The sequence below is a fragment of the Kitasatospora sp. MY 5-36 genome (assembly GCF_001182915.1).
In the GTDB taxonomy this organism is placed as follows: Bacteria; Actinomycetota; Actinomycetes; order Streptomycetales; family Streptomycetaceae; genus Kitasatospora.
The window spans coordinates 1-3681 of sequence record NZ_LFVW01000873.1 but is presented as its reverse complement, the minus strand read 5'-3'; the positions used below and the strand labels follow the sequence as shown (position 1 = coordinate 3681).

4 protein-coding genes and 1 pseudogene are annotated in these 3681 nt (G+C 75.3%); 3 read left to right on the top strand and 2 right to left on the bottom strand.

The annotated features are described in order from the left end of the window. A pseudogene (locus tag AE652_RS45745) lies at nt 1-173 on the bottom strand (PLP-dependent aminotransferase family protein); the annotation flags it as partial. Between the two features lie 29 nt (nt 174-202). Here AE652_RS45745 and AE652_RS37560 point away from each other — a divergent pair. After that, nucleotides 203-1069, top strand: coding sequence for a methyltransferase domain-containing protein (locus tag AE652_RS37560; protein WP_049659764.1), 867 nt, complete (start codon nt 203-205; stop codon nt 1067-1069). 111 nt (nt 1070-1180) lie between these two features. Here the strand turns inward: AE652_RS37560 and AE652_RS37555 are convergent, their stop codons facing one another. Then, nucleotides 1181-1678, bottom strand: coding sequence for a MarR family winged helix-turn-helix transcriptional regulator (locus AE652_RS37555; RefSeq protein ID WP_107086647.1), 498 nt, complete (start codon nt 1676-1678; stop codon nt 1181-1183). A 93-nt stretch (nt 1679-1771) separates the two neighbouring features. Here AE652_RS37555 and AE652_RS37550 point away from each other — a divergent pair, with 93 nt between their 5' ends. Both AE652_RS37550 and AE652_RS37545 read left to right on the top strand, forming a co-directional pair. After that, entirely contained in the window at nt 1772-2713 is a 942-nt protein-coding gene (locus AE652_RS37550) for an EamA family transporter (protein ID WP_107086646.1), read from the top strand. A gap of 55 nt (nt 2714-2768) precedes the next feature. Then, entirely contained in the window at nt 2769-3410 is a 642-nt protein-coding gene (locus AE652_RS37545; protein WP_049659760.1) for an NAD(P)-dependent oxidoreductase, read from the top strand. The last annotated feature ends 271 nt before the right edge of the window (nt 3411-3681 follow it).

Below are 3681 nucleotides of genomic sequence, written 5' to 3'. Positions count from 1 at the left end.
CCGGCGGGCAGCCGGGCCCCGACCGGGAGCCGCCCGTCGGCGACGGCCTCGCGCAGCCGGCGGGCGAGCCAGTCGGTGAGGCCGCCGGGCGGGGCCTCGGCGGTGTCGAGCTGGAGGAAGTCGGCGCCGGCCTCTTTGGACCGGTCGGATGCCTCGGCTTTGGACCTGTTCACCGGACCATAGTGGCGGCGAGGGTGGGGCCATGACCACGGAAACGACGGCGCCCGCGAACGCGGCGGCGCCGGAGCACGGGCTCGACCACGGCCCCGACTACGTCCACGGCTACTCGGAGACCGAGGCCCGGCGCCTCGGCGACCAGGCCGACACCCTCGCCGAACTGCTGCACGCCGGCACGGCCTACCCCGCGGGCAGCCGGGTGCTGGAGGCCGGCTGCGGAGTGGGGGCGCAGACCGTGCACCTGCTGGCCGCCAGCCCCGGCGTGCGGCTGACGGCGGCCGACCTCTCGGCGGACTCGCTGGCCCAGGCCCGCTCCCGGGTAACCGCGCAAGCACCCGCCGCGGACGTCACCTGGCACCACGGCGACCTCCACCGACTGCCGTTCCCGGACGGCTCCTTCGACCACGTCTTCCTCTGCTTCGTGCTGGAGCACCTGGCCGATCCCGCCGCCGGGCTGGCGGCGCTGCTCCGGGTGCTGCGGCCGGGCGGGACGATCACCGTGATCGAGGGCGACCACGGCTCGGCACTCTTCCACCCGGAGACCCCGGCGGCCCGCCGCACCGTCGACCACCTGGTCCGGCTGCAGGCCCGGGCGGGCGGCGACGGCCTGCTCGGCCGCCGCCTCCACCCGCTGCTGACGGAGGCCGGGTTCGCGCGGGTGACGGTCCGCCCGCGCACGGTCTACGCCGACGACGCCCGGCCCGCCCTGGTGGAGGGCTTCACCCGCCGGACCTTCGTCGCGATGGTCGAGGCCGTCCGGGCGGAGGCGCTGGAGGCCGGACTGAGCACCCCGGAGGCCTTCGACCGGGGCATCGCGGAGCTGCGCCGCGCGGCCGAGCCGGGCGGGACGTTCCACTACACCTTCTTCAAGGCGGTGGCGGTCCGGCCGTAGCGCGGGCCCGCCGGGACCTGCTCCTGCCGGAGCGGGCCCCGCGGGCGGGGTCGTGGACGGGGGTCACGATCGCGCCCGCGGGGCCCGCCTGGGAGCCAAACCCCGACCGCGCTACTCCGGGCTGTCCCCGAGGTCCGCCAGCAGGGTGCGCATCGCCTCGACGAGCGCCGTCCGCTGCGCCTCGTCGAGGCCCGCCAGCATGCGGTACTCGGTGGCGAGGTGGTCGGGCAGCGCGCGGTCGATCAGGTCCCGGCCCTCGGGGGTGAGGGCGACCTCGCGGCTGCGGCCGTCCTGGTCGCTGCGGGCGCGGGTGACCAGTCCGCGGGCCTCCAGCCGGTCCAGCCGCTGGGTGATGGCGCCGGAGGTGACCATCGCGGACCGCATCAGGCCGGTGGGGGTGAGGCGGTAGGGCGGGCCGCTGCGCCTGAGGGTGGCGAGGACGTCGAAGGAGGCGGCGTCCAGCCCGTGCTCGGCGAAGGTGCGGTTGAGCTCCGTGTCCACCAGCCGGTACAGGCGTTTGAGCCGGCCGAACACCTCCATCGGGGAGACGTCCAGGTCGGGGCGCTCGGTGCCCCATTGCGCGACGACGCGGTCCACATGATCTGCCACGGGTTCAGGGTAGGCGATCCCGACCATATTCCTTAGCGCTGAGGTAACTGTGAGCCACGTCACTCACTCGATGCGGTGAAGGATGCCTTAGCGATGAGATACATTGCCTTAGTGCTAAGAAATCGCCTCGCCCTCGTCCTGGTGACGGCCCTCGCCCCGGCGGTCTGGGGCACGACCTACCTGGTCACCACCGAACTCCTGCCGCCCGGGCGCCCGCTGCTCGCCGCCGTCATCCGCTGCCTGCCCGCCGGACTCCTCCTGATCGCCCTCACCCGCTGTCTGCCGCAGGGCAGTTGGTGGTGGCGCTCGCTGATCCTCGGCGCGCTGAACATCGGGGTGTTCCAGGCGCTGCTGTTCATCGCCGCCTACCGTCTACCCGGCGGCATCGCCGCCACCGTCGGCGCCGTCCAACCCCTGGTCACCGCCGGGCTCTCGGCCCTGGTCCTCGGCGACCGGCTCACCCCGCGCACCGTGCTGGCCGGGATCGCGGGCGTCGCCGGCGTCAGCCTGCTGGTACTGCGGGCCGACGCCGAGCCGGACGCGGTCGGGGTGGTCGCCGCGCTCGGCGGTGCCGTGGTGATGGCCGCCGGCATCGTCCTCTCCAAGCGCTGGGCCTCCCCCGCGCCGATGCTCGCCACCACCGGCTGGCAGCTCACCGCCGGCGGACTGCTGCTGGTGCCGGTCACGCTCCTCACCGAGGGCGCCCCACCGTCCCACTACAGCCTCGCCAACGTGCTCGGCTACACCTACCTCTGCCTGATCGGCGCGGCCGTCACCTACGTGCTCTGGTTCCGCGGGCTCCGCGCCCTGCCGCCGACCTCGGTCTCCTTCCTCGCCCTGCTCAGCCCGGTCGTCGCCACCCTGCTCGGCTGGCTGGCGCTCGGCCAGGAGCTCAGCCCGCTCCAGGCGCTCGGCGCCCTGGTCGTGCTCGGCTCGCTGCTCGCCGCCCAGATCCAACGGCCGCGCACCGCACCGGAGTCCGCACCCTCAGCCGGGCCGACGGCCGCCCCGCGGCCCGTCCGCGAGAACGCCTGACCCCGCCCCACCCCACCCTTCCCACCCCTTTCCCACCACCTCCAGGGAGTACCCCATGCGCATCACCGTGTTCGGCGCCACCGGCAACGTCGGCCGCCGGGTCGTGGCCGAGGCCCTGTCCCGCGGCCACCACGTCACCGCCGTCGTACGGGACCCGGCGAAGCCGCACGACCTGCCGTCCGCCGTCACCCTGGTCGTCGGCGACGCCCGGGCGCCCGAGGACGTCGCCCGGATCGCGGCCGGACAGGACGCGGTGGTCACCGCCACCCGCCCGGCGCCCGGCAGCGAGCACGAGCTGGCCATCGCCACCAAGGGCCTGCTGGCCGGGATCGCCGGCACCGGCGTGCGGCTGCTGGCCGTCGGCGGCGCGGGCAGCCTGCTCGTCCCGGGCGGCGGCGGGACCACCCTGGTCGAAAGCCCCGGCTTCCCCGACGCGATCCGGCCCATCGCCCTGGCCTGCGGCGAGCAGCTCGACCTCTACCGCGCCGCCGGCCCGGACACCGACTGGACGTACCTGAGCCCGGCCGCGCTGCTGGAGCCCGGCGTGCGCACCGGCCGCTTCCGGACCGGCCGCGACGAGCTGCTGGTCGACGCCGACGGCACCTCGGCGATCTCCATGGAGGACCTCGCCGTCGCACTCCTCGACGAGACCGAGCGGCCCGCCCACCACCGGTCCCGCTTCACCGCCGCCTACTGACCACCTGCCCATCCACCTGACCACCCGAGGCCCTGGCACCCCCGCCCCGGCGGGGGTGTACTCAGCACCACCCCGAAGACGGCAGTGGGGGTGATCGATCGTCAGGCCGGGGCCGGACATGATCGTTCCTGTGACCGAGACCGTGACCAAGACCCCGGCCCAGAACCAGAACCAGACCCGGAGCAAGGCCGGGAGCCGGCCCGCCGAGACCGCCCCGCGGCGCGCCCGGCGCAGCCGCCGTGCCGTGCTGGCCGTCGCCGCCGCCGTGCTG